We start from the raw sequence: 21,338 nt of genomic DNA, 5'->3' as shown, positions 1-21,338 counted from the left end.
CGCAGGGGGACGCGCACACACCGCCGAGGGGCGGCACCCGCAGTCGGGTGCCGCCCCTCGGCGCATGCGTACGGGCCGGGCGCTACTTGCGCATGACCTCCGGCTCGTGGCGGCGCAGCAGCCGCGCGACGACGAAGGCCAACCCGACGCCGAGGCTGATCAGGATGATCATGTCCATCACGTAGACGCCGGTCTGGTGCTTCCACAGCGGGTCGGGGTTGCCCAGCTCCCACGGCAGCAGGGTGTTCATGTCGGCCGTCGCGCCCATCGCGGCGACCGCCCAGCGGGACGGCATCAGCCAGGCGACCTGGGCGACGCCGAGGGTGTCGAAGAGCTGGAAGAGCACGCCGGTGAAGACCACCTGGACGATGGCGAACATGACCAGCAGCGGCATGGTCTTCTCGGCGGTCTTGACCAGCGCGGAGATGATCAGGCCGAACATCATCGAGGTGAAGCCCAGCGCGATGATCGCCAGCGCCATCTCGACCGCCGGGGCCTTGGGGAGGATCAGGCCCTCGGTGGGCATGTTCCGGGTCGAGAAGCCGATCGCCGCGATGATCACGCCCTGGACCGCGGTCACCACGCCCAGCACGATCACCTTGGACATCAGATACGCCGACCGCGACAGGCCGGTGGCCCGTTCACGCTCGTAGATGACCCGTTCCTTGATCAGCTCACGCACCGAGTTGGCGGCGCCGGAGAAGCACATGCCGACCGCGAGGATCAGCATGATCGTGCTGGCGTCGCGGTTGGTGCGGTGCCGGTTCAGCGGGCCGTAGCCGAGGCCGTAGTCGCTGGGGATCAGCATCGAGACCACGCCGAGCACCGCCGGCAGGATCAGCATCAGCCCCAGGAAGCCGCGGTCGGAGGCGAGCACCGAGACATACCGCCGCATCAGCGTCCACAGCTGCGAGCCCCAGCTCTGGGACTTCTGCATGCGGGCCGGCGGCGGCTGGATGGACACCGACTGCGGGGCGGTGGCGTCGATGTCGGCGGCGTACATCTGGAAGTGCGGGGAGCCGCGCCAGCGGCCCATCCAGTCGTAGTCGCGGTAGTTCTCGAAGGCCGAGAAGACGTCCGCCCAGGTGTCGTACTGGAAGAAGTTCAGCGCCTCCTCGGGCGGGCCGAAGTAGGCCACGCCACCGCCCGGTGCCATCACCAGCAGCTTGTCGCAGAGGCCGAGTTCGGCCACGGAGTGGGTGACGACCAGGACCGTACGGCCGTCGTCGGCGAGGCCGCGCAGCAGCTGCATCACATCGCGGTCCATGCCCGGGTCGAGGCCCGAGGTGGGCTCGTCCAGGAAGATCAGCGACGGCTTGGTCAGCAGCTCCAGGGCCACCGAGACGCGCTTGCGCTGGCCGCCCGAGAGCGAGGTGACCTTCTTGTCCTTGTGCACGTGGAGCTTGAGCTCGTGCAGCACCTCGTCGATCCGGGCCTCGCGCTCGGACTCCGCGGTGTCGCCGGGGAACCGGAGCTTGGCGGCGTAGCGCAGTGCCTTCTGGACCGTCAGTTCCTTGTGCAGGATGTCGTCCTGCGGAACCAGGCCGATGCGCTGGCGCAGCTCGGCGAACTGCTTGTAGAGGTTGCGGTTGTCGTAGAGGACGTCGCCCTGGTCGGCGGGGCGGTAGCCGGTGAGCGCCTTGAGCAGCGTCGACTTGCCGGAGCCGGACGGGCCGATGACCGCGATCAGCGACTTCTCCGGGACGCCGAAGGAGACGTCCTTGAGGATCTGCTTGCCGCCCTCGACGGTGACCGTGAGGTGACGGGCCGAGAAGGAGACCTCGCCGGTGTCGACGAACTCCTCCAGGCGGTCGCCGACCAGCCGGAACGTGGAGTGGCCGACGCCGATGATGTCGTTCGGACCGACCGGGGCCTTGCCGGACTTGGGGACCGGCTGGCCGTTGACGTAGGTGCCGTTGTGGCTGCCGAGGTCGCGGATCTCGAAGCGGCCGTCGGGGGTGGCGTGGAATTCGGCGTGGTAGCGGGAGACCTGGAGGTCGGAGACGACCAGCTCGTTCTCCAGCGCACGGCCGATCCGCATCACCCGGTCCATGTCGAGGCGGTGGAAGGTGGTCGGGCTGCGGTCGCCGGCCGGTGCGCCGCCGGCGTGGGGCGCCGAGCGCTGCTGGGGCCGGCGGGCCTGCTGCGGGGGGACGCCCTGCTGGGGCTGCTGGGGTACGGCCTGCTGGGGCGGGACGTACGGCGGCTGCTGGCCCTGCGGCGGCGCCTGCCAGCCCTGCTGGGCGGGCGGCTGCGGGTGAACGGGCGACTGCCGGCCCGGCGCCTGGTGCGCGGGCGGCGCCTGCCACGCCTGGGCGGCCGGCTGCTGCTGTGGCGTCATCGCGGACTGCGCGTGGAAGGCGTCGGCGGCCGGCGCGGCGGCGGACAGGGTCAGCCGGGGGCCGTCGGTGGCGTTGCCCAGATGCACGGCCGAGCCGGGGCCGATCTCCGTCTGGTGGATCCGCTGGCCCTGGACGTAGGTGCCGTTGGTGCTGCCGTGGTCTTCGATGATCCAGCTGCGGCCGCCCCATCGCACGGTGGCGTGGCGCCAGGAGACCCTGGCGTCGTCGAGCACCATGTCGCCCTGCGGATCACGGCCCACGTTGTAGGACCGGGACGGATCGAGCGTCCAGGTCCTTCCGTTCAATTCGAGTACGAGTTCAGGCACTCCATGCCCCATTACATAGTCCCCCGAGTGACGCCCTGTGCGGGAAGTCTAGGGATGGCGAACATCGTGAGGAACTATTTCAGGCTCGGCCCGCGGACCGGAAACCGGGACGGGGCCGGGGTGCAGACGGTTTCCGCGGGGCCCGCCAAACACTCCCGGAGCACGGGAAGAGCCCATGGATCCGCAGGGATCACCGGATTACGGGTGTACCGGACGGGCGGGTGCGCGGACGGGGCGGCGGCCCGCGCCGGGGACGCCGTGCAGGACGGCCCCGGAGGCCGTGCGGACCGGCCGCGGAAGCCGCATCATGGGAGGAAGCGGACAACATCCGGATCATGGCCGCGGTGCGTGCGCGGTGCGCCGGCCGGGCGTGCGCGGGCTGCCGCGTTCGCGGTCCGGGTGTGCTCCGCCCCCGGCACGCGCCGGCCGCGGCGTACCGAACCCCGCGGCGGGCCAAGGAGGTTGGGCTTTCCGCCGGGGTTGTCCCGACCTGCGGATCCGGGCGGGACGGACACGACTGCATAACGATCGACGGGCCCGCCGGGACCGCGGCCGGCGGGGCCACCGCGAGGGGCGCGGGCCGGTGGCGGACCGTGCCGCCGCGGTCCGAACCCCGGACAGCCGTACGGACGCGACGGCCCGGCGGTTAACGTAAGGGCACCATGAGCGCATCGCAGATCCCGCCTGCCACCGCCGTACCGGGCGATGACGTACCGACCCTTCTCGTGAAGATCTTCGGGAAGGACCGGCCCGGCATCACCGCAGGTCTCTTCGACACCCTCGCCGCCTACTCCGTCGATGTCGTGGACATCGAGCAGGTCGTGACCCGGGGGCGCATCACGCTGTGCGCACTGGTCACCACCCCGTCCCCCGGGGAGGGCACCAGCGGCTCCTCCGAGGGTGACCTGCGGGCCACCGTGCACAGCTGGGCCGAGTCCCTGAACCTCCAGGCGGAGATCATCTCCGGCCGGGGTGACAACCGTCCGCGCGGCACCGGACGTTCGCACGTCACTGTGCTCGGTCACCCGCTCACCGCGGAGTCCACCGCCGCCATCGCCGCCGCCATAACGGCCACCGGCGGCAACATCGACCGTATTTTCCGGCTCGCCAAGTATCCGGTGACCGCCGTTGAATTCGCCGTCTCCGGTGCGGCCACCGGGGCGCTGCGTACGGCACTGGCCCTGGAGGCCGCGCAGCTGGGCGTCGACGTCGCCGTGGTGGCGGCCGGGCTGCAGCGCCGGGCCCAGCGGCTGGTCGTGATGGACGTCGACTCGACGCTGATCCAGGACGAGGTCATCGAGCTGTTCGCGGCGCACGCGGGCTGCGAGGCCGAGGTGGCCGAGGTGACCACCGCCGCGATGCGCGGTGAGCTGGACTTCGAGCAGTCGCTGCACGCCCGGGTCAAGCTGCTCGCGGGGCTCGACGAGTCGGTGGTGGAGGCGGTGCGCAAGGAGGTGCGGCTCACCCCCGGTGCCCGCACCCTGGTGCGGACGCTGAAGCGGCTCGGCTATCAAGTCGGCGTCGTCTCGGGCGGTTTCACCCAGGTCACCGACGCGCTGCAGGAGGAACTGGGGCTGGACTTCGCCAACGCCAACACCCTGGAGATCGTCGACGGCAAACTCACCGGCCGGGTCACCGGGCCCATCGTGGACCGGGCGGGCAAGGCGCGGCTGCTGCGGGACTTCGCCCACCAGGCCGGGGTGCCGCTGGACCAGACCGTGGCGATCGGTGACGGCGCCAACGATCTCGACATGCTCAACGCGGCCGGTCTCGGGGTCGCCTTCAACGCCAAGCCGGTGGTGCGGGAGGCGGCGCACACGGCCGTGAACGTGCCGTTTCTGGACACCGTGCTGTACCTGCTGGGCATCACCCGCGAAGAGGTCGAGGCGGCGGACACCCACGCGGAGTGAGCGGGCGAGCGGGGCGAGCGGGGGCGGCACGAACGTGGGGCGAGCGAGGGCGGCACGGACGTGGGGCGAGCAGTGGCAGCGCGTGCGTGGGGTGCGCCGGGGCGGCACAGACGTGGGTGAGCCGGGGCGGCGCGTACCGCCGTGAGCGGGGTGGGTGCCGTGAGCGGGGTGGGCGTGGCCGGCTTGGCCAGGAGAGCCCCCGGTGACCGGAGGGCTCGGCGGCGCGGGGCGGCGAGCCTGAGGGACGCGCCCGCACGTGAGCCCTGAGCGACGGGCCGATGCATGAGCGGGGCCCCGGCGGTGTGCCGGGGCCCCGCTTCCGTTTGCCGGCCCGCTCGGGCATCTCGCGCCGTGGGACGGTGGCGGCTGCCGGGCCGGGGACCTCGGCCTGGCGGCGCCGACGCGGCGCGGGGGCTCAAGCCCTGCGGTGTCCGGGCGGGGCGCTCGGCCTTGCCGCATCCGGGCGGGAGGCTCGGTACTGCGGCGTCCGGGCGAGGTGGGGACTCAGCCCTGCGGCGTCCAGTACGCGATCAGCCGGCCGACGCCGTGCTCCACCGACTTCCACGAGCCGTTGAAGGCGACCACGGCGATCGCGGCCGTCGGGAAGCCGCTGCGGTTCATCCGCGGCAGCAGATCGCCGTCGGCCTCCCCCGACAGCGCGTCCGCGAGGGCGTGCACACCCGGGTTGTGCCCGACCAGCACGAGGTCGGTGACATCGTCCGAGGTCTCGTTGAGCAGGGCGATCAGCTCGCCCAGGGAGGCCTCGTAAATCCGCTCGTCATAGACGGTCTTGGGGCGCTGGGGGAGTTCATGGACGGCGAGCTTCCATGTCTCGCGGGTGCGCGTCGACGTCGAGCACAACGTCAGGTCGGGGGTGACGCCCGAACCGGCCAGCCAGCGGCCGGCGACGGGGGCGTCCTTGCGGCCGCGCTCGGCGAGCGGACGCTCATGATCGCTGGTCTCCGACCATTCGGCCTTGGCATGGCGGAGGAGGACAATCCGGCGGGGTGTATCGACGCTCATGCGTCCCAGCTTCGCACGAAAGGCGGCGCGGGGCGCGGGGTGTTGAAGCGCTCCCCCTGCAGGGTGACGGCGGGCAACCGGGGCGCTCAGGCGCCTATCCGGAGGATTCCCGCGAGGTACTGGAGCAGCACCGCGAACCCCTGCGGGGCGCTCGCCGCACTCGCCCGGGCGGGGCTCGCCACGACCGCCAACAGGGCCATGAAGGAAACCACCGGCAGCGCCAGCGCCCACCACGGCAGCCGCGCCCGCAGACCGCGCGTGCGCGGCCGGGGTATCCGCAAGCCGAGTATCCGCAGCCCGTGCGTCCGGGAGCCGTGCGTCCGCGGGCTGTGTGTCCGGGAGTCGTGCGTCCGCGGGCCGCTGGTCCTCCGCAGGCGGGCGGCCTGGGCTGCGGGTGACCGCCTGAACGCGGCGGACATGGGGATCGCCTCCGTAACGCATCGAAGGGGCTGCGCGGCCGCGGGCTGCGGCTCGGCCACCGCGCTGTGCGGTGTACTTCGAAGCTACGGATCACCGGCGGCCGTTCCTATCCGGGAAGCCCCCCACTTATCCCTGATACCGGTCCCTTAGGGGATGGGGGTTTCCCCCACCCCGGCCGTCTCCCCCGGCCGGGGGCAGGACCGTCTGTACCCCAGCGGCCGCACCGGCTGTACCCCAGCGGCCGGACCGGGCCGACCGGACGGCCGTACCTCAGCGGCCCGCCGCACGGCGCGGCAGCCCTCACCGTGGCGCGGCAGCCCTCATCGTGGCGCGGCGATGCTCGCGATGATCGCGACGACGACGGTCACACCGAGCATGAGGCCCAGCACGAGGAGCAGCTTCTTCTGGCTGCCCTGCGGATTCGGTTCGAGCACTGGCATGGGCCCAGTGTCGCACCCGCGGATCCGGCCGTGAGCCCGGGGCGGGGCACCCGGCCGGCGCTCACGCCTCGTCCTCGATCCGGCGGTCCCGGCCGGCCAGCACGCCGACCGCGATCTGCGGCACCATCAGGCCCGCCATCAGGGCGATCGGCAGGCTCCAGCCGCCGCTGTGCTGGTAGAGCGTGCCGACCAGCAGCGGGCCGGGGATGGAGATCAGATAGCCGACGCTCTGGGCGAAGGCGGACAGCTTGACGACACCGGCGGAGCTGGTCGAGCGCATGCCGATCATGGTCAGGGCGAGCGGGAACGAGCAGTTGGAGATGCCCATCAGCAGCGCCCAGGCCCACGCCCCGGCGGCCGGCGCCAGCCACAGCCCCGTATAGCCGGCCAGCCCGCAGATCCCCAGGAGCACCGCGAGCGGACCCTGATGCCGCATCCGGGACGCCAGTCGCGGCAGCACGAAGGACAGCGGGACCCCCATCGCCATGGTGACCGCGAGCAGCACCCCCGCGGTCTGGGCCGAGACCCCGGCGTCGCGGAAGATCTGCGGCATCCAGCCCATGGTGATGTACGCGGCGGTGGCCTGGAGGCCGAAGAAGACGGCGAGTGCCCAGGCGGTCGGCGACGAGGTGATCCGCAGCGGGGCCTGCCCCGTACGCGCGCCGCCCGCGGCCGGCCCGGAGGCCGTGGCGCGCTGTCGTACGACCGCGAGCCACGGCAGCACGGCGACCGCGGCGAGCCCCGCCCACACGGCCAGCCCGGTGCGCCAACTGCCGCCCAGGGCCCGGGTCATGGGCACGGTGACCGCCGCGGCGAGCGAGGTTCCCAGGGCCAGCGCCATCGAGTACAGCCCGGTCAGCGGGCCGACCCGGTCAGGAAACCAGCTCTTGATCACGACCGGCATCAGCACGTTGCTGACCGCGATGCCGGCCAGGGCGAGCGCGCTGGCGGCGAGGAACCCGCCGGTGCCGCCGGCGTACGGGCGCACCACGACGCCCACGGCGATCGCGGCCATACCCGCGCAGACGATCGCGCCGGGCCCCCAGCGCCGGGCCAGCCGGGGCGCGGCGAACCCGAAGACCGCGAAGCACAGCGGCGGCACGGAGGTGAGCAGCCCGGCGAGGGTGCCGCTCATGCCGAGGCCGTCGCGGACCTCCTCCAGGAGCGCGCCGAGGCTGGTGATGGCCGGGCGGAGGTTGAGCGCCGCCAGGACGAGACCGGCGATCACGATCCGCGGCAGCCAGCGCCCGGCGGCCGGGGCGCTCCCCGGGGTTCCGGTCGCGGCGTCCGGCTGCGCCCCGGTGCCGTCGGGCGCCGGGGCGGTGGTGGTCGTACGGGCGTCGGCTTCGGTGCCGACGGTCGCGAGGTCTTCGTCTGCCATGGGAGTCATCATAGAATCATGGGATGAATACTTGTCCAGCCGATGTCGATAGCCTCTGCTGTCCCGGCCGGCACCGGGGGCCGGGAGGACCCGCCGGGCGCCGCGCCGTCGTCGTCCGTCCGTCCCCCGCACACCGGAGCGCTGCCATGCCGCCTCTGACCTCGCCCCGCCGCTCCGCCCTGGCCGACCAGGTGATCGCGCAGCTGCGCGCCCAGATCACCTCCGGCGAGTGGCCGGTGGGTTCGCGCATCCCGACCGAGCCGGAACTCGTCGAGCAGCTCGGGGTGGCCCGCAACACCGTCCGCGAGGCCGTGCGGGCGCTGGCGCACAACGGGCTGCTGGACATCCGGCAGGGCTCCGGCACGTACGTGGTGGCGACCAGTGAACTGGCCGGGGTGATGAACCGCCGGTTCGCGGCCGCCGAGCCGGGGCACGTCGCCGAGCTGCGCAGCGCCCTGGAGGCGGCCGCCGCCCGGCTCGCCGCGCGCCGCCGCACCGAGCAGGACCTACGGCAGATCGACACCCTGCTGGAGCGGCGCGAGCGGGCCTGGGAGTCCGGTGCCGCGGAGGCGTTCGTGGAGGCGGACGCGACCCTGCACATGGCCATCGTGTCCGCCTCGCACAACGAGGTGCTGGCCGAGATCTACGCCGACCTCGGCGGGGTGCTGCGCGACTTCCTCCGGGCGGACGTCGGCGAGGAGCTGCGTCCGGAGGCGCACATGGACCACTCCCGCCTGGTCGAGGCGATCCGCGCGGGCGACGGGGATCGCGCCGCGGCCGAGGCCAGCACCCATCCCTTCGGGTGCCGGGCGGGGGTACTGGAGAGCTCGGCGGAGCGTTAGGGGGTGGTGGGCGGGGCCGGGGGTCGGGGGCTGGTGCCCTGGTCACGGGGCGGTCGGACGGTCCCTCGCCTCGGTCGAGAGGTCGCGCAGGCCACAACGCGTACTGCCCGCCCCGGCGACCGGGACGGGCAGTACGGAGTGCGACGCGCGAGTACGGCGTACCGGGGTACGGCGTAAGGAGGCGAGGGGGCCGTCAGGCGCCCATCATGTGGACGCCGCCGTCGACGTGCACGATCTCACCGGTCGTCCGCGGGAAGAAGTCGGACAGCATGCCGACCACGCCGCGGCCGGCCGGCTCCGGGTCGGCCAGGTCCCAGCCGATCGGGGCGCGGTGGTTCCACACGTCCGCCAGCTCCTCGAAGCCGGGGATGGACTTGGCGGCCATCGACTTGATCGGGCCGGCCGAGACCAGGTTGCAGCGGATGCCCTTCGGGCCGAGGTCGCGCGCCAGGTAGCGGTTGGTGCTCTCCAGCGCCGCCTTGGCCACGCCCATCCAGTCGTACTTCGGCCAGGCGATCTGCGCGTCGAAGGTGAGGCCGACGACCGCGCCGCCGTGCTCCATGAGCGGCAGGCAGGCCATGGTCAGCGACTTGTAGGAGTACGCCGAGACCTGGACCGCGGTGCTGACGTCCTCCCAGTCGGCCTCCAGGAAGTTGAAGGCGCCCTGGGGGCCGAAGGCGATGGAGTGCACGATGCCGTCGAGGCGGGCACCGTCGCCCTGGTGCTCGCGGATCTTGTCGGCCAGGCCGTCCAGGTGCTCCTGGTTGGTGACGTCCAGCTCGATGACCGGGGCCTCCTTGGGGAGGCGCTTGGCGATCCGCTCCACCAGGGAGAGCCGGCCGAAGCCGGTGAGGATGACCTCGGCGCCCTCGTTCTGGGCGACCTTGGCCGCCTGGAACGCGATCGACGACTCGGTCAGAACGCCCGTCACGAGGATGCGCTTGCCTGCGAGGATTCCACTCATGCTGATCAGTGACCCATGCCCAATCCGCCGTCGACGGGAATGACGGCTCCGGTGATGTAAGCGGCCTCGTCGGAGGCCAGGAAGCGGACCGAGGAAGCGACCTCCTCGGGCTGCGCGTAACGCGCGAGCGGCACCTGCTTGACGATGTTCTCCCGCTGCTCGTCGGTGAGCACCCGGGTCATGTCGGTGTCGACGAAGCCCGGCGCGACGACGTTGACGGTGATGTTGCGGCTGCCCAGCTCGCGCGCGAGCGAGCGGGCGAAGCCCACCAGACCGGCCTTGGAGGCGGCGTAGTTCGCCTGTCCCGCGCCGCCCATCAGACCCACCACGGACGAGATCAGCACGATCCGTCCCTTGCGGGCCCGCAGCATCGCACGGTTGGCGCGCTTGACCACCCGGAACGTGCCGGTGAGGTTGGTCTCCAGGACCGAGGTGAAGTCCTCCTCGGACATCCGCATCAGCAGCTGGTCACGGGTGACGCCGGCGTTCGCCACCAGCACCTCGACCGGCCCGTGCTTCTCCTCGATCTCCTTGTACGCCTGCTCGACCTGCTCGCTGTCCGTGATGTCGCACTTCACGGCCAAAAATCCCGCGGGCGGCTCGCCCGAGCGGTAGGTGATGGCGACCTTGTCGCCTGCCTCGGCGAAGGACCGGGCAATGGCGAGGCCGATGCCGCGGTTACCTCCGGTGACCAGAACCGAGCGGCTCAAGAGATCACCCTTTCCGTTTCCTGTCCGTCCTGCGTTCGATACGAAACTATCGGTCACAGGGCCCTTCCGGGGAATCGAGCCCGGACAGGCGCGCGCGCCGCCCTCTGTCGGGTCCCCACAGAACCACCACCCACGGTGGCCGACGCGCCGTGCCACACCCCCAGTCCTCTGGGCCGCGCGCCCGCCACAAGGCATGATGCAGGCGCCGACTACGGGAGGACGCCTTGGCCGCTGCACCCCATGCCCTCGACGCATCGTTCCTGGCGCTGCCGCTGCGCGCGCTGGCCGACGCCGCGCTGGCCCGGGCCCGCGCCCTGGGCGCCACGCACGCGGACTTCCGCCTGGAGCGGATCCGCGAGGCGTCCTGGCGGCTCCGCGACGCCCGGACGTCCGGCACCTCCGACACCACCGACCTGGGGTACGCGGTTCGGGTGGTGCATGACGGGGCCTGGGGCTTCGCGTCCGGGGTGGACCTGACGATGGACGCCGCGGCGCGGGTGGCCGCGCAGGCGGTGGCGATGGCGAAGCTCTCGGCGAAGGTCATCAAGGCCGCCGGCTCCGAGGAGCGTGTCGAGCTGGCGGACGAGGCCGCGCATCCGGACCGTACGTGGGTGTCCTCGTACGAGATCAACCCGTTCGACGTGCCGGACGCGGACAAGACGGAGCTGCTGGCGGAGTGGAGCTCCCGGCTGCTGGCCGCCGACGGCGTGGCCCACGCGGACGCCTCGCTGATGACCGTCCAGGAGAACAAGTTCTACGCGGACACCGCGGGCACCAGCACCACGCAGCAGCGCGTCCGGCTGCACCCGCAGCTGACCGCGGTCGCGGTGGACCCCGACAGCGGCGACTTCGACTCGATGCGCACCCTCGCCCCGCCGGTGGGCCGCGGCTGGGAGTACCTGACCGGCGGCCACTGGGACTGGGACGAGGAGCTGGCCCGGATGCCGGAGCACCTCGCCCGGAAGATGTGCGCGCCCAGCGTCGAGCCCGGCCGTTACGACCTGGTGGTGGATCCGTCCAATCTGTGGCTGACGATCCACGAGTCGATCGGGCACGCGACCGAGCTGGACCGGGCGCTGGGCTACGAGGCGGCGTACGCCGGCACCTCCTTCGCCACCTTCGACCAGCTCGGGAAGCTGGCGTACGGCTCCCCGCTGATGAACGTGACCGGCGACCGCACCGCCGAGCACGGTCTCGCCACGATCGGCTACGACGACGAGGGGGTGGCCGCGCAGTCCTGGGACCTGGTCCGGGACGGCATCCTGGTCGGCTACCAACTCGACCGCAGGATCGCCAAGTTGACCGGTTTCGCGCGTTCCAACGGATGTGCCTACGCGGACTCGCCGGGCCACGTCCCCGTGCAGCGGATGGCGAACGTGTCCCTGCAGCCGGCGCCCGGCGGACCGTCCACCGAGGAGCTGATCACGGGCGTGGAGCGCGGCATCTACGTGGTGGGCGACCGCTCGTGGTCGATCGACATGCAGCGGTACAACTTCCAATTCACTCAACAGAGGGCATACGCGATCCGGAACGGGCGCCTTTGCGGGCAGCTCCGGGACGTCGCCTACCAGGGCATCACCCCGGAGTTCTGGGGGTCCATGGAGGCGGTGGGTGGTCCGCAGACGTACGTCCTGGGTGGGGCATTCAACTGTGGAAAGGCGCAGCCCGGACAGGTCGCGGCGGTGTCGCACGGCTGCCCGTCCGCGCTGTTCCGGGACGTGAACATCCTGAACACGTCGAGCGAGGCGGGCCGCGCCTGACGGGTGGCCTGCGCCGGCCCCGGACAGGGGCGCGGCCACCCCGCCCGGCGCAGATCTGCTCGCCTGCCCTTCGCCGGTCAGTCAGGTGAATTCATGCTCGGCGCCGGGGAGCCGTTGCCACCGGTGGTAGATGAGGCACGTGAGCTCTCCACCACCGACCGGCCCGCCTGCCGGGCCTCCGAGCGGCCCGCTGCCCGGGCATGCCCCGGCGCCCGGCACCCCGCCCCCTCGACGCCCCTGGTGGCGCACTCCGCCGGTGCTCATCGGCACCGCCGTCGCCGTCGTGGCGATCGCAGTCGCGATCGCCTTCGCTTCCACCGCCGGCAACGGCGGTGGAAATCCTTCGGGCAGCCCCTCCCCCAACGCGAATTCCGGCGAACCGTCCAGCATTCCGAGCGTCGACTCAGTTGCTGCAGCCAGCGCTGTCGTGAAAAGCGTGACGCTGAAGCCTGCGGACTGGGGCAGCGGATATGTGGCACAGGATCCCTACGAGAACAGCGATCTGAACGAAATCACAGTTGACCAGAACTGTAATTGGTCGACACAACCGATTGCCGGTGCGTTCACCACCCTGTTGCGCTCGTCCCAGACACCGGACAAGGCAGTCCTTGCCTACTCTGGGACCACTGCCTACAAAGCAGCGGATTCGGCCCAGTACGGCTTGACCGAGAAGCGCGAGGCCTTGCAGCGATGCCCCACGCAAAGATCTGGAAAAACACAGCTTGAAGATGTCCACGAGATCAACATTCCAGAGCTGAAAGGTTTTGATGAAGTGGTGGCCGAGGAAGGCCATGAGGTCTCGGACGAAAATGGCAATAAGGTCGACACTTACTACACGTACCTCACCGGCCGTAAGGGAAATTTCGTCTTGACCACCGAGGTGGACAGATCAGGAACGGGATCGCAGGAGCAGAACCGCAACGATGCGAGCAGCGCCCTTTCGCTCATGCTGAGCCGTCTTGAGGGTGGCTCATCGCAGTGAGCCGGGTGCCTCCCCCACGGTGAAGTCGTGACGCGACTCCGTGCGAACCGGTAAGAAGAGGGGGGAGGGCGGGCCGCGCCATGCGGGTGCACGTCGGTCCTCTCCGAGGGCGTCAGCGTCGTGAACACCACCCAGGAGGCCGGTCGATGAGCCGTCGCACCACTGCGCCGCACGAGATCGTCGAGCGTGCCCTTGCGTTGTCCCGCGCCGACGGGTGTGTCGTCATCGCCGACGAGCACTCCGACGCCAATCTGCGCTGGGCGCGCAACGCGCTCACCACCAACGGCGTCACCCGGGGGCGGACCCTGACGGTGGTGGCCACCGTGAACGGCGCGGAGGGCACCGCCTCCGGGGTCGTCTCGCGCTCGGCGGTGACCGCGGACGAGCTGGAGCCGCTGGTGCGGGCGGCGGAGGCGGCGGCGCGGGACGCCGGTCCGGCCGAGGACGCCCAGCCGCTGGTCGGCGGTGAGAAGGCGGCCGCGGACTTCACCGACGCGCCGGCCGAGACCTCCTCGGAGGTGTTCGCGGCGTTCGCCCCGGCGCTGGGCGAGGCCTTCAAGCAGGCCCGGGCGGCCGGGCGCGAGCTGTACGGCTTCGCGCAGCACGGCGTGGTCTCGTCGTACCTGGGCACCTCGGCCGGGCTGCGGCTGCGGCACGACCAGCCCACCGGAACGCTGGAGCTGAACGCCAAGGCGGCGGCCCCCGGCGCGGCGGCGCCCCGTTCGGCCTGGGCCGGGCGGGCGACTCGCGACTTCACCGACGTCGACCCGCGGGAGCTGGACGCCGAGCTGGGCCGGCGGCTGGCCTGGGCGGAGCGGCGGGTGGAGCTGCCCGCCGGGCGGTACGAGACGCTGCTGCCGCCGACCGCCGTCGCCGACCTGCTGATCTACCAGATGTGGTCCGCCGGGGCCCGGGACGCCGCGGAGGGCCGTACGGTCTTCTCCCGGCCGGCCGAGGGCGCGGGCGGGCCGGCGGACCGGCCGGCGGACCGCACCCGGATCGGTGAGCGGCTGAGCGAGCTGCCGCTGACCCTGCGCAGCGACCCGCGGGCGCCCGGCCTGGAGTGCGCGCCGTTCGTGCTGGCGCACTCCTCCGGGGACGACGCGTCGGTCTTCGACAACGGGCTGCCGCTGACGGGCACCGAGTGGGTGCGCGAGGGCGTGCTGAACCGGCTGGTCGCCACCCGGCACAGCGCCGGCCTGACCGGTCTGCCGGTGGCTCCCGGCATCGACAACCTCCTTCTGGAGGGCGACGGTTCGCGCTCGCTGGAGGAGATGGTGGCGTCCGCGGGGCACGACGGGCCGGCGCTGCTGCTGACCTGCCTGTGGTACATCCGCGAGGTGGACCCGGCGACGCTGCTGCTGACCGGGCTGACCCGGGACGGCGTCTATCTGGTCGAGAACGGCGAGGTGACCGGCGAGGTCAACAACTTCCGGTTCAACGAGTCGCCGGTGGACCTGCTGTCCCGGGCGGTGGAGGCGGGCCGTACGGAGCGCACGCTGCCGCGGGAGTGGAGCGACTACTTCACCCGGGCGGCGATGCCGGCGCTGCGCGTCCCGGACTTCAACATGAGCTCGGTGAGCCGGGGGGTGTGAGGCGGGCCGGGAGGCCGGCCGTGGGCCGGGGGTGAGCGCGGGTGACCGGGCGGGCGCACGGGCGCAGCAGCGGGACTGTCACAGGGGGCTAATAGACTGTGCCCCTGTCCTCCCGTTTCGGGAACCACGATCGATCAGGGACGCCATGACACGCCTCGGCGAATCCGTCGCCCGCGCCAGTACGCTGCTCTCCGCCGACCTCTCCTCGGACGCCACGGTCCGGGAGCTGCTCCAGGAGACGGGCGCGCGGCGCTATCTCGACCTGACGGACCTGCCCGCCAAGGAGCAGGCCGAGCTGATCGCGTCCCGTACGGTCGAGGTGCTGCCGGGTGTGGAGCAGCTGGCCGAGCGGATCGAGGAGCGCCGGGCGGCCGGCACGGGGCTGCACATCAAGCTGGGCATCGACCCGACGGCGACCGATGTGCACCTGGGGCATGCGGTTCCGCTGATCGTGCTGAGCCGGTTCCAGCGGCTGGGCCATGACGTGACGCTGATCATCGGTGACTTCACCGCCAAGATCGGTGACCCGTCGGGCCGTACGGCCGAGCGGCCGCCGCTGACCGACGAGGACATCGCGCACAACCTCGCGACGTACCGCGAACAGGTCCGCCCCTTCTTCGACTTCGAGAAGGTCAGCTTCCGGCAGAACAGCGAGTGGCTGGCGCCGTACACCTTCCCGGAGCTGCTGTCGCTGCTCGCGCAGGTGCCGGCCTCGCAGCTGCTGCAGCGCGAGGACTTCCGCAACCGGCTCGCGGCGGGCTCGGGTCTGACCATGACCGAGCTGCTGTACCCGATCGCGCAGGGTCTGGACTCGGTGGCGCTGGAGTGCGACGTGGAGCTGGGCGGTTCGGACCAGCTGCTCAATCTGCAGATGGGCCGGAAGCTGATGGAGCTGCGCGGGCAGCGGCCGCAGCTGGTGGTGACCATGCCGCTGATCGAGGGCACGGACGGCACCGGCGCCAAGATGTCGAAGTCCAAGGGCAATTACGTCGGGCTGAGCGCGCCCGCCGACGATGTCTTCGGCAAGATCATGTCGGTGCCGGACCGACTGATGGAGCCGTACCTGAAGGCCTGGACGGAGTGGACGGACGAGGAGATCACGCTCGCCCTGGGCCGGGTCACGGACCGCTCGCTGCACCCGATGGACCTGAAGAAGATCCTCGCGGGTGAGGTCGTGACGGCGCTGTACGGCCTGGACGCGGCGATGGCAGCGCGGGCCGGGTTCATCGCGCAGTTCTCCAAGAAGTCCTTCTCCGACGTGGAGTCGCTGCCGGTCGTCGAGGTCGCCGAGCACGGCGCGGAGACGGTGGCGACGGTGCTGAGCAAGGTGCTGGAGTTCACGCCGAGCGCCTCGGCGGCCCGGCGGCTGGCCAAGCAGAACGCGCTGCGACTGGTCGTGGAGGGCGAGGGCGGTCAGCGGACGGTGGTGCTGGCGGAGGCCGATGCGATCCGTCCGCTGGGCGAGGTGCTCGCCGAGAAGCTGGCGGACGCTACCGGGGACGCGTACCTGAAGGCGGGGCGGAAGCTGGCCCACCTCCAGGGCCGCTGAGGAAGCCGTACGACGGGGCGGCCGGTGCGCGTGGTGCGCGCCGGCCGCCCCGGTGTCTCTGCTGGTTCTCTCAGGTTCTTCTCAGGTCGCGTGTCTGCGATGGCCGCGCACGGAGACCCACAACCGGTCGCCGATGGCGACGATGATGACCGCGCCCGCCAGTTGCAGCAGGTGGCGGACCCAGTCGATGCCCTTGGTCTCGTTGACTCCGAGGCCGGTGGCCGCCCAGTTGCCGAGGACGCTGCCCAGCATGCCGAAGATGATGGTCAGCCACAGCGGGATCTGCTGTTTGCCCGGGATGACGGCCTTGGCGATGAGGCCCAGCACCAGCCCCACGATGATGGCCCACAACCACGTCATGTCGCCTCCTCTGACGGCGCGGTGCACATGAGGTCGCACGTGCGGGTCGCCCCGCCAGTGTCGCTCCGCCCCGACCGCCGCGCACGCCGGAGCCCGGGCCGGGTGGGCGGGACCCGGTCTCGAATGCGGCGCAGCCTGGGCGTACCGTGGAATCCGACCGGAAACCGGGGTGAATTCCGGCGGAACCGAGCAGGTGGTGGGAATCGTGGTGCGGAAGCAGAGCAGCGGCCAGACCTTCCGGATCACCGGGGCCCGGCAGGGTCTGACCGAGGACGTGCGCGGCCGGCAGCGCCGGTATGTGATCTCGATGGGCGTGCGGACCGTGGCGGTGCTGCTGACCGTCGTGCTGTGGAACATCGAGCGGCCGGTGGCCATCGCCACGCTGGTGCTGGGCATGGCGCTGCCGTACATCGCGGTGGTGATCGCCAACGCGGGCCGGGAGAACGTCCCTTCGCTGCCGAAGACGTTCGTGGCGGGGCCGAGCCGGCCGATGCTGACGCCGGGGCCGACGGACGGTACGGCGGATTCCGTTCCGGAACGGCCCGCGGCGGGCGCGGCGGCACCCGACTCCGACCTCAGCTGATCACCTACCGGTCTGCAAAGCTCAAGAAAAGCTCAGATCAATCATGGAGTTCCGGTGCACCGCGCACCATTCCCCGTGACATACTGCGTACGCGCTCCGCATCCCCCGTCGGAGCGACGGACCGACGCCGGGCGGCTCCCCCCGTGGCTGCCCGGCGTCGTCATGTCCGCAGGCCGGTCGGGCGGCCGCCGCGGGCGGACGTAGGGTTGAGGCGTGAACTCCCCGAACTCCACCGAGAACCTCACCATCTGCTCGGCCAAGGGCTGCCGGGCCGACGCCGTGTGGGTGCTGGCGTGGAACAACCCGAAGCTGCACACTCCGGACCGCCGCAAGACCTGGCTGGCGTGCGAGGAGCACCGGGAGCATCTGTCGCAGTTCCTCGGCGTGCGCGGGTTCCTCAAGGACGTGGTGGCGCTTGAGGAATGGGAGGCGTCGGCGAGCGGGCGCTGACGGCCGGGGCGCTTCGTCCGGGTCAGCCGCCGATCGCGGACATCGGGCGGTCGGGCTGGAGGAAGGACGGGTCGTCCAGGCCGGAGCCCGCCTTCTTGCCCCACATCGCCAGCTTCCATATGCGGGCTATCTCGTCGTCCGGCGCTCCGGAGCGCAGCGCGCCGCGCAGGTCGGTCTCCTCGGTGGCGAACAGGCAGGTCCGGATCTGGCCGTCGGCGGTGAGCCGGGTGCGGTCGCAGGCGCGGCAGAACGGGCGGGTGACGGAGGCGATGACGCCGACGCGGTGCGGTCCGCCGTCGACGAGCCAGCGCTCGGCGGGTGCGGCGCCGCGGACCTCCTGGCCCTCGGGGGTGAGCTCGAAGCGGGTGCGCAGCGAGGCGAGGATGTCACCGGCGGTGATCATGCCGTCGCGCTTCCAGCCGTGCTGGGCGTCGAGCGGCATCTGCTCGATGAAGCGGAGCTCGTAGTCCTGGGCGATGGCCCAGGCGAGCAGGTCGGGGGCCTCGTCGTCGTTGAGCCCGGGCATCAGGACGGTGTTGACCTTCACCGGGGTGAGGCCGGCCTCGCGGGCCGCTTCCAGGCCGCGGAGGACGTCATCGTGCCGCTTGCGGCGGGTGAGGGCCGTGAAGACGTCGGGGCGGAGGGTGTCCAGGGAGACGTTGACGCGATCGAGGCCGGCGTCGCGCAGGGCCCGGGCGGTGCGCTGCAGGCCGATGCCGTTGGTGGTCAGCGACATCTGGGGGCGCGGGGTGAGGGCGGCGACCCGTTCGACGATGCCGACCAGGCCGGGGCGGAGCAGGGGCTCACCGCCGGTGAAGCGGACCTCTTCGATGCCCAGGTCGCGCACGGCGATCGTGATCAGCCGGACGATCTCGTCGTCGGTGAGCAGGTCCGGCTTGGCGAGCCACTGCAGGCCCTCTTCCGGCATGCAGTACGTACAGCGCAGATTGCACCGGTCGGTGAGCGAAACCCGCAGGTCGGTGGCCACACGGCCGTAAGTGTCGATGAGCACAGGGCCCCCTCCCCGAGAGCTACGGACCGCTACCTCGTCCGCTGGTCGATCAGTACGTCTTCGAGCCTACGCGATGGGTCCGACAGAGAGCAGGGATGAGAAGCACGAGGTGGGCGGGGCGGCGTCGTAGATCTCTACGACGCCGCCCCGCCCGGGTCCTGTACGGATGCCTCAGGGGCGGTCAGTGCGCTCCGGTGCCGGTCAGGGAGCGGACCTCCAGTTCGGCGTACTTCTGGGCGTCCGGCTCCTCCTTGGAGAGCAGCGAGCCCAGCCAGCCGAGCAGGAAGCCCAGCGGGATGGAGATCAGGCCGGGGTTCTCCAGCGGGAAGACGGCGAAGTGGGCGCCGGGGAACATCGAGGTCTCCTTGCCGGAGACGACGGGCGAGAAGAGCACCAGGAGGACGGAGGAGGCCAGGCCGCCGTAGATGGACCACAGCGCGCCCTGGGTGGTGAAGCGCTTCCAGAACAGGCTGTACAGGAGCGTCGGGAGGTTGGCGGAGGCGGCGACCGCGAAGGCCAGCGCCACCAGGCCGGCGACGTTCAGCCCGCGGGCGAAGACGCCCAGGACGACGGCGACCGCGCCGATCCCGACGGTCGCCCAGCGGGCCGCGCCGACCTCCTCCTTCTCGGTGGCCTCGCCCTTCCGGAGGACGTTGACGTAGATGTCGTGGGCGAAGGACGAGGAGGAGGCGAGGGTGAGGCCGGCGACCACGGCGAGGATGGTGGCGAAGGCGACCGCGGAGATGAGGGCGAGCAGGACGGCGCCGCCGGTGGAGCCGGCGCCACCGCCGATGACCTCGGCGAGCTGCGGGGCGGCGGTGTTGCCGGGCTTCTCGATGTCCGCGGGCTTGATGAGGGCCGCGGCGCCGAAGCCGAGCGCGATGGTCATCAGGTAGAAGACGCCGATGATGCCGATCGCCCAGTTCACGGACTTCCGGGCGGCCTTGGCGGTGGGGACCGTGTAGAAGCGGATGAGGATGTGCGGCAGGCCGGCGGTGCCCAGGACGAGCGCCAGGCCCAGCGAGATGAAGTCGATCTTCGAGGTGGCGGTGGCGCCGTATTTGAGGCCGGGCTCCAGGAAGGCGGCGCCCTTGCGGCTGTTCTCCGCCGCGGCGCCGAGCAGCGACGAGATGTTGAAGTGGAACTTCAGCGCCACCAGGAACGTGATCAGCAGGGTGCCGGCGATCAGCAGTACCGCCTTGATCATCTGGACCCAGGTGGTGCCCTTCATGCCGCCGATGGTGACGTAGAGGATCATCACGATGCCGACGAGGACGACGACCGCGACCTTGCCGGCCTCGCTGGTGATGCCCAGCAGCAGGGTGACCAGCGCCCCGGCGCCCGCCATCTGGGCGAGCAGGTAGAAGATCGAGACGACGATGGTCGAGGTGCCCGCGGCGGTGCGGACCGGACGCTGGCGCATCCGGTAGGCGAGGACGTCGCCCATGGTGAACCGGCCCGAGTTGCGCAGCGGTTCGGCCACCAGCAGCAGCGCGACGAGCCAGGCGACGAGGAAGCCGATGGAGTAGAGGAAGCCGTCGTAGCCGAAGAGGGCGATGGCGCCGGCGATGCCCAGGAAGGACGCGGCGGACATGTAGTCGCCGGAGATGGCCAGGCCGTTCTGGAAGCCGCTGAACTGGCGGCCGCCGGCGTAGAAGTCCTCCGCACCCTTGGTCTGCCGGCCGGCCCAGACGGTGAGGCCGAGGGTGGCGGCGACGAAGACGGCGAAGAGGGCGATGATCAGGGGGCGGTGCTCGCCCGCGCCGCCGGCCGCGAGCGGGACGGCGGACAGCTGCTGATAGGGGCTCATGCGCCGGCCTCCAGGCGGGACTTGATGGCCTCGGCCCTGGGGTCGAGCCTGCGGGCGGCGTGCCGGGAGTACCACCAGGCGATGAGGAAGGTGGTGACGAACTGGGCCAGGCCGAGGACGAAAGCGACGTTGAGGTGGCCGACGACCTTGGTGGCCATGAAGCCGCCGGCGTAGCTCGACAGCACGACGTACACCAGGTACCAGACGATGAAGGCGGCGGTGAGCGGGAAGGCGAACGAGCGGTGTGCGCGGCGGAGTTCGTCGAATTCCGCGCTCGACTGCACCTGTTGGTAGTCGGGCGGCTCGTGCGTCCCCGGGTCGAGGGTAGGTGCGGCGCTCACGGAATCTCCTGACGCGAGGGGGCGGGTGCTCCGGGCCGGGTCCGGCGGCTGCGCGAGGGTCGGCCCAGGCCGACGATAAAGCTCACGTAAGTGACGTGGATCACGCATCGTAGAGCGGTGGCCCCCGATCCGACAGGGGGCCGCCGGCGGAAACCCTGAGGAAAATGCGGCGGATGGCCGCACGGCCCGCCACCGCGCGCGGGGCGCTTCGTTGAGCCCGGTGTGAACCCGCCGCCCCAGCAGGCCCCGCAGCCCTCCACTCCCCGTCGGCGCCCTTACGGCAGCGTCCGGCTGCCGGCGCCGCTCGCCACCGCCCCGTCGGAGCCCCGGCCGGGTGCGGCCCCCGCCGTGCGCCGCTGGTACGGCCGGCGGATCCCGCTGCCGCCGCTGAGCATCAGCACCCTGCGCCGCACGGACTGATCCCCGGCGGACGTGACGGTACGTCAACCTCCGGTTGTGGTAAGGGCGTACCGCTTCGGCCGTCGTACGGTTTTCGCCCGGTTTTTTCTCCGGATTCCATTGCTGCACCCGAGTGATC

The 21,338-nt window shown here is 71.5% G+C and carries 20 protein-coding genes; 9 read left to right on the top strand and 11 right to left on the bottom strand.

Annotated elements, in window-relative coordinates; genetic code table 11:
* Positions 1-82 precede the first annotated feature (82 nt).
* On the bottom strand, positions 83-2,680 hold the full coding sequence (locus tag IG62_RS0108610; protein ID WP_030799385.1) for an FHA domain-containing protein: 2,598 nt from the start codon (positions 2,678-2,680) through the stop codon (positions 83-85).
* A gap of 650 nt (positions 2,681-3,330) precedes the next feature.
* Between IG62_RS0108610 and serB the strand changes: the two genes are divergently transcribed.
* Positions 3,331-4,578 carry a phosphoserine phosphatase SerB gene (serB, locus tag IG62_RS0108605; protein WP_030799383.1) on the top strand — a complete coding sequence of 416 codons (1,248 nt, stop codon included), beginning with the start codon at positions 3,331-3,333 and terminating at the stop codon, positions 4,576-4,578.
* Positions 4,579-5,082: 504 nt separating this feature from the next.
* Here serB and IG62_RS0108600 read toward each other — a convergent pair.
* The 4 genes from IG62_RS0108600 to IG62_RS0108585 form a co-directional block, all read right to left on the bottom strand.
* Positions 5,083-5,601, bottom strand: a complete 519-nt coding sequence (locus tag IG62_RS0108600; RefSeq protein ID WP_030411673.1) for a SixA phosphatase family protein — start codon at positions 5,599-5,601, stop codon at positions 5,083-5,085.
* Positions 5,602-5,687: 86 nt separating this feature from the next.
* The gene (locus IG62_RS49805) at positions 5,688-6,020 is read right to left on the bottom strand and encodes a hypothetical protein (RefSeq protein WP_324604612.1); all 333 of its coding nucleotides are present in this window, start codon (positions 6,018-6,020) and stop codon (positions 5,688-5,690) included.
* Between the two features lie 321 nt (positions 6,021-6,341).
* Complete coding sequence (locus IG62_RS49475; RefSeq protein WP_261952231.1) at positions 6,342-6,461, bottom strand: SGM_5486 family transporter-associated protein; 120 nt, start codon at positions 6,459-6,461, stop codon at positions 6,342-6,344.
* Positions 6,462-6,522: 61 nt separating this feature from the next.
* The gene (locus tag IG62_RS0108585) at positions 6,523-7,842 is read right to left on the bottom strand and encodes a CynX/NimT family MFS transporter (protein ID WP_037837983.1); all 1,320 of its coding nucleotides are present in this window, start codon (positions 7,840-7,842) and stop codon (positions 6,523-6,525) included.
* 146 nt (positions 7,843-7,988) lie between these two features.
* Here IG62_RS0108585 and IG62_RS0108580 point away from each other — a divergent pair, with 146 nt between their 5' ends.
* Complete coding sequence (locus IG62_RS0108580; protein WP_030411676.1) at positions 7,989-8,684, top strand: FadR/GntR family transcriptional regulator; 696 nt, start codon at positions 7,989-7,991, stop codon at positions 8,682-8,684.
* A 193-nt stretch (positions 8,685-8,877) separates the two neighbouring features.
* Here IG62_RS0108580 and fabI read toward each other — a convergent pair whose 3' ends face one another.
* Both fabI and fabG read right to left on the bottom strand, forming a co-directional pair.
* Complete coding sequence (fabI, locus tag IG62_RS0108575; RefSeq protein WP_030799376.1) at positions 8,878-9,648, bottom strand: enoyl-ACP reductase FabI; 771 nt, start codon at positions 9,646-9,648, stop codon at positions 8,878-8,880.
* 5 nt (positions 9,649-9,653) lie between these two features.
* The gene (gene fabG, locus IG62_RS0108570; RefSeq protein WP_030411678.1) at positions 9,654-10,358 is read right to left on the bottom strand and encodes a 3-oxoacyl-[acyl-carrier-protein] reductase; all 705 of its coding nucleotides are present in this window, start codon (positions 10,356-10,358) and stop codon (positions 9,654-9,656) included.
* Between the two features lie 224 nt (positions 10,359-10,582).
* Between fabG and IG62_RS0108565 the strand changes: the two genes are divergently transcribed.
* From IG62_RS0108565 to tyrS, 4 genes are all read left to right on the top strand, one after another.
* Positions 10,583-12,118, top strand: coding sequence for a TldD/PmbA family protein (locus IG62_RS0108565; RefSeq protein ID WP_030799373.1), 1,536 nt, complete (start codon positions 10,583-10,585; stop codon positions 12,116-12,118).
* Between the two features lie 256 nt (positions 12,119-12,374).
* Positions 12,375-13,100, top strand: coding sequence for a hypothetical protein (locus IG62_RS47095; RefSeq protein ID WP_158795006.1), 726 nt, complete (start codon positions 12,375-12,377; stop codon positions 13,098-13,100).
* A gap of 146 nt (positions 13,101-13,246) precedes the next feature.
* Positions 13,247-14,695, top strand: a complete 1,449-nt coding sequence (locus IG62_RS0108560) for a metallopeptidase TldD-related protein (protein ID WP_030799371.1) — start codon at positions 13,247-13,249, stop codon at positions 14,693-14,695.
* 145 nt (positions 14,696-14,840) lie between these two features.
* Positions 14,841-16,244 carry a tyrosine--tRNA ligase gene (gene tyrS / locus IG62_RS0108555; RefSeq protein ID WP_030799368.1) on the top strand — a complete coding sequence of 468 codons (1,404 nt, stop codon included), beginning with the start codon at positions 14,841-14,843 and terminating at the stop codon, positions 16,242-16,244.
* A gap of 81 nt (positions 16,245-16,325) precedes the next feature.
* Here the strand turns inward: tyrS and IG62_RS0108550 are convergent, their stop codons facing one another.
* Complete coding sequence (locus IG62_RS0108550) at positions 16,326-16,604, bottom strand: GlsB/YeaQ/YmgE family stress response membrane protein (protein ID WP_030799366.1); 279 nt, start codon at positions 16,602-16,604, stop codon at positions 16,326-16,328.
* A 208-nt stretch (positions 16,605-16,812) separates the two neighbouring features.
* On the opposite strand from IG62_RS0108550, the gene IG62_RS0108545 reads away from it, so the two are divergent.
* Together IG62_RS0108545 and IG62_RS0108540 are read left to right on the top strand one after the other, a co-directional pair.
* Positions 16,813-17,187: a DUF3099 domain-containing protein gene (locus IG62_RS0108545; protein WP_030799364.1), complete on the top strand. Its 375-nt coding sequence runs from the start codon at positions 16,813-16,815 to the stop codon at positions 17,185-17,187.
* 213 nt (positions 17,188-17,400) lie between these two features.
* Entirely contained in the window at positions 17,401-17,637 is a 237-nt protein-coding gene (locus IG62_RS0108540) for a hypothetical protein (RefSeq protein ID WP_030799362.1), read from the top strand.
* Between the two features lie 22 nt (positions 17,638-17,659).
* Here the strand turns inward: IG62_RS0108540 and moaA are convergent, their stop codons facing one another.
* From moaA to IG62_RS0108525, 3 genes are all read right to left on the bottom strand, one after another.
* Positions 17,660-18,649 (bottom strand): GTP 3',8-cyclase MoaA, encoded by a 990-nt coding sequence (gene moaA / locus IG62_RS0108535; RefSeq protein WP_030799361.1) that lies wholly within the window; start codon positions 18,647-18,649, stop codon positions 17,660-17,662.
* Positions 18,650-18,830: 181 nt separating this feature from the next.
* Complete coding sequence (locus tag IG62_RS0108530) at positions 18,831-20,459, bottom strand: cation acetate symporter (RefSeq protein ID WP_030799359.1); 1,629 nt, start codon at positions 20,457-20,459, stop codon at positions 18,831-18,833.
* Entirely contained in the window at positions 20,456-20,800 is a 345-nt protein-coding gene (locus tag IG62_RS0108525) for a DUF485 domain-containing protein (protein WP_030799357.1), read from the bottom strand. The genes IG62_RS0108530 and IG62_RS0108525 overlap by 4 nt, the downstream gene beginning before the upstream one ends.
* A gap of 222 nt (positions 20,801-21,022) precedes the next feature.
* On the opposite strand from IG62_RS0108525, the gene IG62_RS0108520 reads away from it, so the two are divergent.
* Positions 21,023-21,220 carry a hypothetical protein gene (locus IG62_RS0108520; RefSeq protein ID WP_030799356.1) on the top strand — a complete coding sequence of 66 codons (198 nt, stop codon included), beginning with the start codon at positions 21,023-21,025 and terminating at the stop codon, positions 21,218-21,220.
* The last annotated feature ends 118 nt before the right edge of the window (positions 21,221-21,338 follow it).

The sequence above is a fragment of the Streptomyces sp. NRRL S-337 genome (assembly GCF_000720175.1).
Lineage (GTDB): Bacteria > Actinomycetota > Actinomycetes > Streptomycetales > Streptomycetaceae > Streptomyces > Streptomyces siderophoricus.
Note: the sequence above shows the minus strand (reverse complement) of the source record. Positions and strands in the feature narration are given on the sequence as shown.

Excerpts from the sequence above, each read along its gene's own strand:
- IG62_RS0108610 (WP_030799385.1), bottom strand. The coding sequence starts at position 2,680 with ATGGGGCATGGAGTGCCTGAACTCGTACTCGAATTGAACGGAAGGACC.
- serB (WP_030799383.1), top strand. The coding sequence starts at position 3,331 with ATGAGCGCATCGCAGATCCCGCCTGCCACCGCCGTACCGGGCGATGAC.
- IG62_RS0108600 (WP_030411673.1), bottom strand. The coding sequence starts at position 5,601 with ATGAGCGTCGATACACCCCGCCGGATTGTCCTCCTCCGCCATGCCAAG.
- IG62_RS49805 (WP_324604612.1), bottom strand. The coding sequence starts at position 6,020 with ATGTCCGCCGCGTTCAGGCGGTCACCCGCAGCCCAGGCCGCCCGCCTG.
- IG62_RS49475 (WP_261952231.1), bottom strand. The coding sequence starts at position 6,461 with ATGCCAGTGCTCGAACCGAATCCGCAGGGCAGCCAGAAGAAGCTGCTC.
- IG62_RS0108585 (WP_037837983.1), bottom strand. The coding sequence starts at position 7,842 with ATGGCAGACGAAGACCTCGCGACCGTCGGCACCGAAGCCGACGCCCGT.
- IG62_RS0108580 (WP_030411676.1), top strand. The coding sequence starts at position 7,989 with ATGCCGCCTCTGACCTCGCCCCGCCGCTCCGCCCTGGCCGACCAGGTG.
- fabI (WP_030799376.1), bottom strand. The coding sequence starts at position 9,648 with ATGAGTGGAATCCTCGCAGGCAAGCGCATCCTCGTGACGGGCGTTCTG.
- IG62_RS0108560 (WP_030799371.1), top strand. The coding sequence starts at position 13,247 with ATGAGCCGTCGCACCACTGCGCCGCACGAGATCGTCGAGCGTGCCCTT.
- tyrS (WP_030799368.1), top strand. The coding sequence starts at position 14,841 with ATGACACGCCTCGGCGAATCCGTCGCCCGCGCCAGTACGCTGCTCTCC.
- IG62_RS0108550 (WP_030799366.1), bottom strand. The coding sequence starts at position 16,604 with ATGACGTGGTTGTGGGCCATCATCGTGGGGCTGGTGCTGGGCCTCATC.
- IG62_RS0108530 (WP_030799359.1), bottom strand. The coding sequence starts at position 20,459 with ATGAGCCCCTATCAGCAGCTGTCCGCCGTCCCGCTCGCGGCCGGCGGC.